Raw genomic sequence first — 4,313 nt, 5'->3', positions numbered from 1 at the left:
CCTCAATAAAAAAACAAATATGATTATCTGGAATAAAGTCCCTCAAATTCAAAGGAAGTAAAAACACCTGACCAATACTATCTTCATGCAAAACCATAAACACCAACTCAACAAAAACTAAAAAACATTAATACTATATTACACCCCATAATATTTAAAACTAAGCATAACTAAAAAGAATCAAAAAATAATTATTGCACAGCCAATATAGGAAAATCAAATATAATTCCTTGGAAATATCCTATAAATTACAATACAAAAATAGAAAAAATAAAGAAAATAAAAAAATATTACATCATAAAGAAATAATGATAAAAGATTTGAAAATTCCATATGAATTTGAAAAGATAGTCATTATAAAAACAGGATGGTTTAACAATTGGGCAGAGGATGAGTACTTTACAGATAATTTTCACATCTCAAAAGAAATAGCTAAACTGTTAATTGAAAGTAATATTAATGGAATAGCTATAGATTCACCAAATGTAGATAAGTATGGAAAAAGCACAATTCACAAATTATTTCTTAAAAATGACATATGGATAGTTGAAAATCTAACTAATCTAGACAAATTAACTGAAAATAGCTATAAATCATACTTCATACCATTAAATATTAACACAGAAGCATCTTTTATAAGAGCTTTTGTGAAATCTAACAAAGTCTAAGTCTAATAATTAAATTAGTAAAAAAGAAGAAAAAAGAAGAAATTAAATAGAGATATAGAATGAGATTATTATTTAATCAATTTGAATCATAGTTTATTCGTTTTTGTCCAAATTGCTTCATTAATATTACCATTTTCTTCAACCTCCATATATCCTTTCCTTTCAAGATTCCTTAAGATATTAGCAGTGGTGTTAAATGTTAAATTCTTAAAAGCAATGTTTTTTACATATTTATGGATTTCTTTAGCATTCATTTTTTCATTAGGAATCAAGCTATATACTTGAGATTGGAAAGAAGTTAAATCTTTTTTAGGTGGAGCTATTAAGCTGTCAAAATGATCTTTTATTCTTTCAAGATCTTTTAAAGACGCTTTACATATTTTAAGCTGTTTTTTAAGTGATTTAACTTTATCTAAGCAATTATTAATATCATCATCAGTTCCATCAATTATATTAACATCAGAACTATCAGATATTATTGAATTGATTAAATCATTTGGAACATCTTCAGAATTAGAATCATTATTAAAATTAGAACTATTCTTATAATCGATAGAATTATTATTATTATTATTATTATTATTAGGACTTTCTCCATTATTTGAATCTTTATTAGATATAATAGACATTACTGAATCAAATGAATCATCACTAGATTTAAGATTGTTTTCTTTTTTGTTTTCACTATTTCTACCAGCATTATCTAAATCTTTAATAATAGACTGGATTTCATCATTCTTAATAGCTACTTCATGATTATTATTACTAGATTCATTAGCTGTTAAATTATTAGAATTATGTAAAATATTATTAAGTTCTTTCAATTGTTTTATTTTAGATTCTTTATTTTCTAATTGTTTAATAAGTGAATCATACTCTTTTTTAGAAATTAGATTATTATTAGTTGATTCTTTAATTTTATTATTTAGAAGTTCAATTTTACTTTCATATTCATCTACTTTATTTCTAGAATACCTTAAAGTATCTTCTAATGTTCTTACTTTTTCAGTTTTTTCTAATAATTCATTATTTAATGAATTCAAAGTTGTTTTATTTTTATTAATACTAAAATTTCTATCATTTAGTGAATCATTTAAAGAAACTATTTTTTTAGATTTAGTAGATAATTCTTCATTTAATTTGTTAATAGAATCGTTTAAAGAAGAAATTTCATTAGTTTTATTAATTATATCTTGATCTAATTCATTCACAGAAGATTTTAAAGAATTTATTTCATTTTCTTTAATTTTAATTTCCTGTTTAAATGAACTATTCTCTTTATTTTTCCCAGAAAGATCTTCTTTTAACAAGGCAATCTCTTCAACCTTATTAGAAATATCTTCTTTTAACAAGGCAATCTCTTCAACCTTATTAGAAATATCTTCTTTTAACAAGGCAATCTCTTCAACCTTATTAGAAATATCTTCTTTTAACAAGGCAATCTCTTCAACCTTATTAGAAATATCTTCTTTTAACAAGGCAATCTCTTCAACCTTATTAGAAATATCTTCTTTAAGATCAGATAATTCTTTATTCAAGTCTTTAATTAAATTATTTAAGTTTGTAATCTCTATTTTATGTTTATTTTCTTTGTTTTTAAATTCTTTAATGTTTTCTTCTAGTGTTGAATTAATAGTCTTAATAGATATTAATGATGATTCTAATTCAGTTATTCTATTATTTTTGGTATTAATTTCATTATTAAGAGATTCTATTCTTTTTTCATCTATTTGTAAAGCCTTTAGTTCTTTAATAGATTCATCTTTATTTTTTAACTCTTTTTGAATTTCTAATAAATCATTTTTACTAACAATACTATTTTCCAAATCATTAATTGTTGATTTATATATTTCAATTTCATTTGAAAGCTCTTTAATCTTGTCTTCTCTCTCTACAACCCTAGAAATTGCATCTTCTAACTTTTCATTTTTCTTAGTTAATTCCTCATTTTTAAAATTATTCAAATCAACTTGTAGAGATTGTTTAATTTCACTAAGAGAATCTTTCATGTTTGTTAAATCATTAATTCTAAGGTCCTTACTTTTTAGTAATTCTTCTTTCTGGGAGATAATTTGATTTTTCTCTTCAGAGAAAATACTAAGATTATTAATTTCAGTTTCTTTCTCTTCAATCTTAGAATCTTTATCTTTCAATAAAGCATCAATTTGAGAAATAATCTGATCTTTTTCATTTAATAATTCTTCTAAAGTATCAATTTCAGAATTTTTTTCTTGTAATTCTATGTCTTTTTTGGATAATGACACTTCTCTTTGGTTAAAGAATTGATTTTTATCCTCTAAAGATGCATTTAACTTAGATATTTCTGATTCCTTTTCAGAAAGTTCATTAAGCTGATTTAAAATATCTTCATCTTTTTTAGAGATAATCCTATCTTTTTCAGTTAAAGAGCTTTCAAGCCCAATGATTTTTTTATCTTTATCATTAATAATTGATTGCAATTTTTCAAGTTCAGGGCTACTTTTAAGAATACTATTTTCATTTTTAGCATTCATAAGATCTATTTTAAGTTTATTAATTTCTAACAAACAGGATTTAACAAGATCTTCAAGTTTCTCCTTTTCACTATCTTTTCCAAATGTCATAAGTACCCCTTAATTAAAAACTAGGATTTGTTAAAGTTAAATAAATTGATTAAATCACAATAGCCAGCAAATAGTATAAAAATATATCCATTGTAGATAGCTATTTTGTTTAGTATCCTTTGAAAATATGGAATTAAATGAATATTACAATTAAATAAATTCAAATATATAAAAAACATTAATTAATTGTGAAATTATTACATTATAATTAAAATATTATAAAATTGAATTTTGTAATTAGGCATTACTTGTAAAAACTTAATTAATTTTAAAGTTATAACAATATATAGATTTATTGTTAAAATAATTTAAATATATTTAGTAATTAATTGTAACTATTAATTTAACAATTAAATTTAATTCATATTATTCAAATAATGAATAAATATCATTGAATATAATATGTATTATATATTAATTTAATAATATATAAATCTGTATACTATTTAGTATATATTTATGTTATTTCTCATAATATTTAAATAAAATTTATAATGAATTACAGATGAGGATTCGTATTTAATAATTTTCTTTTTATATGTATTATTTTTTTTCTTGGGTATTTTTATTTATGTTTGATTGTTTATATATTTTTTTATGAGTTTTAATAGTAGTATTCGTAAGTGTTTTAGGTTTGTGTTGAAGAAGTTGGATGTTTGGGAGAGTAGTGGTAAGTTTGGTGTTGATTTTGATTATTTGAGGTCTGTTGTTCGTGGGGATTTTAGTGATTTGTGGAAGGAAGGTCTTAATTTTAATATTAATAGTCCTTTTAATAAAGAGCTTTTGTGTTGTGATTTGGAAAGAATGATTCGTGCATTAGATGATGGAGAAAGTGTGAATCATTTTAAGACTCTTTTTCTTCTTAACTCTATGAATAATGAAAATGAAGAGTTGTTAGAGTTGAAAGAGCATAAAAATATGCTGAATTGTGAAATATATAGATCAATACTGGAATCCATGTACAACCATCAGTGCAGAGGTAGACCACATCATGATGTTACTTTAATGTTTAAAATCATGTATTTACAGGCTAAATATAATT

Annotated in this window: 3 protein-coding genes; 2 read left to right on the top strand and 1 reads right to left on the bottom strand. The window is 22.6% G+C overall.

Going from position 1 to position 4,313, the window contains the following annotated elements:
* Window positions 1-194: 194 nt before the first annotated feature.
* Window positions 195-668 carry a cyclase family protein gene (locus tag MBFIL_RS02695; protein ID WP_084266275.1) on the top strand — a complete coding sequence of 158 codons (474 nt, stop codon included), beginning with the start codon at window positions 195-197 and terminating at the stop codon, window positions 666-668.
* A gap of 86 nt (window positions 669-754) precedes the next feature.
* Here the strand turns inward: MBFIL_RS02695 and MBFIL_RS02690 are convergent, their stop codons facing one another.
* Entirely contained in the window at window positions 755-3,271 is a 2,517-nt protein-coding gene (locus tag MBFIL_RS02690) for a hypothetical protein (RefSeq protein WP_066971236.1), read from the bottom strand.
* 597 nt (window positions 3,272-3,868) lie between these two features.
* Here MBFIL_RS02690 and MBFIL_RS02685 point away from each other — a divergent pair.
* A partial coding sequence (locus MBFIL_RS02685) for a hypothetical protein (RefSeq protein WP_157078625.1) occupies window positions 3,869-4,313 on the top strand: 445 nt, incomplete at its 3' end.

The sequence above is a fragment of the Methanobrevibacter filiformis genome, from assembly GCF_001639265.1.
GTDB lineage: Archaea > Methanobacteriota > Methanobacteria > Methanobacteriales > Methanobacteriaceae > Methanacia > Methanacia filiformis.
The sequence above is the reverse complement of the archived record's forward strand: the minus strand, read 5'-3'. Positions and strand labels throughout refer to the sequence as shown.

Bases quoted from the DNA above. Each gene is read 5' to 3' on its own strand.
- MBFIL_RS02690 (WP_066971236.1), bottom strand. From the start codon at position 3,271: ATGACATTTGGAAAAGATAGTGAAAAGGAGAAACTTGAAGATCTTGTT.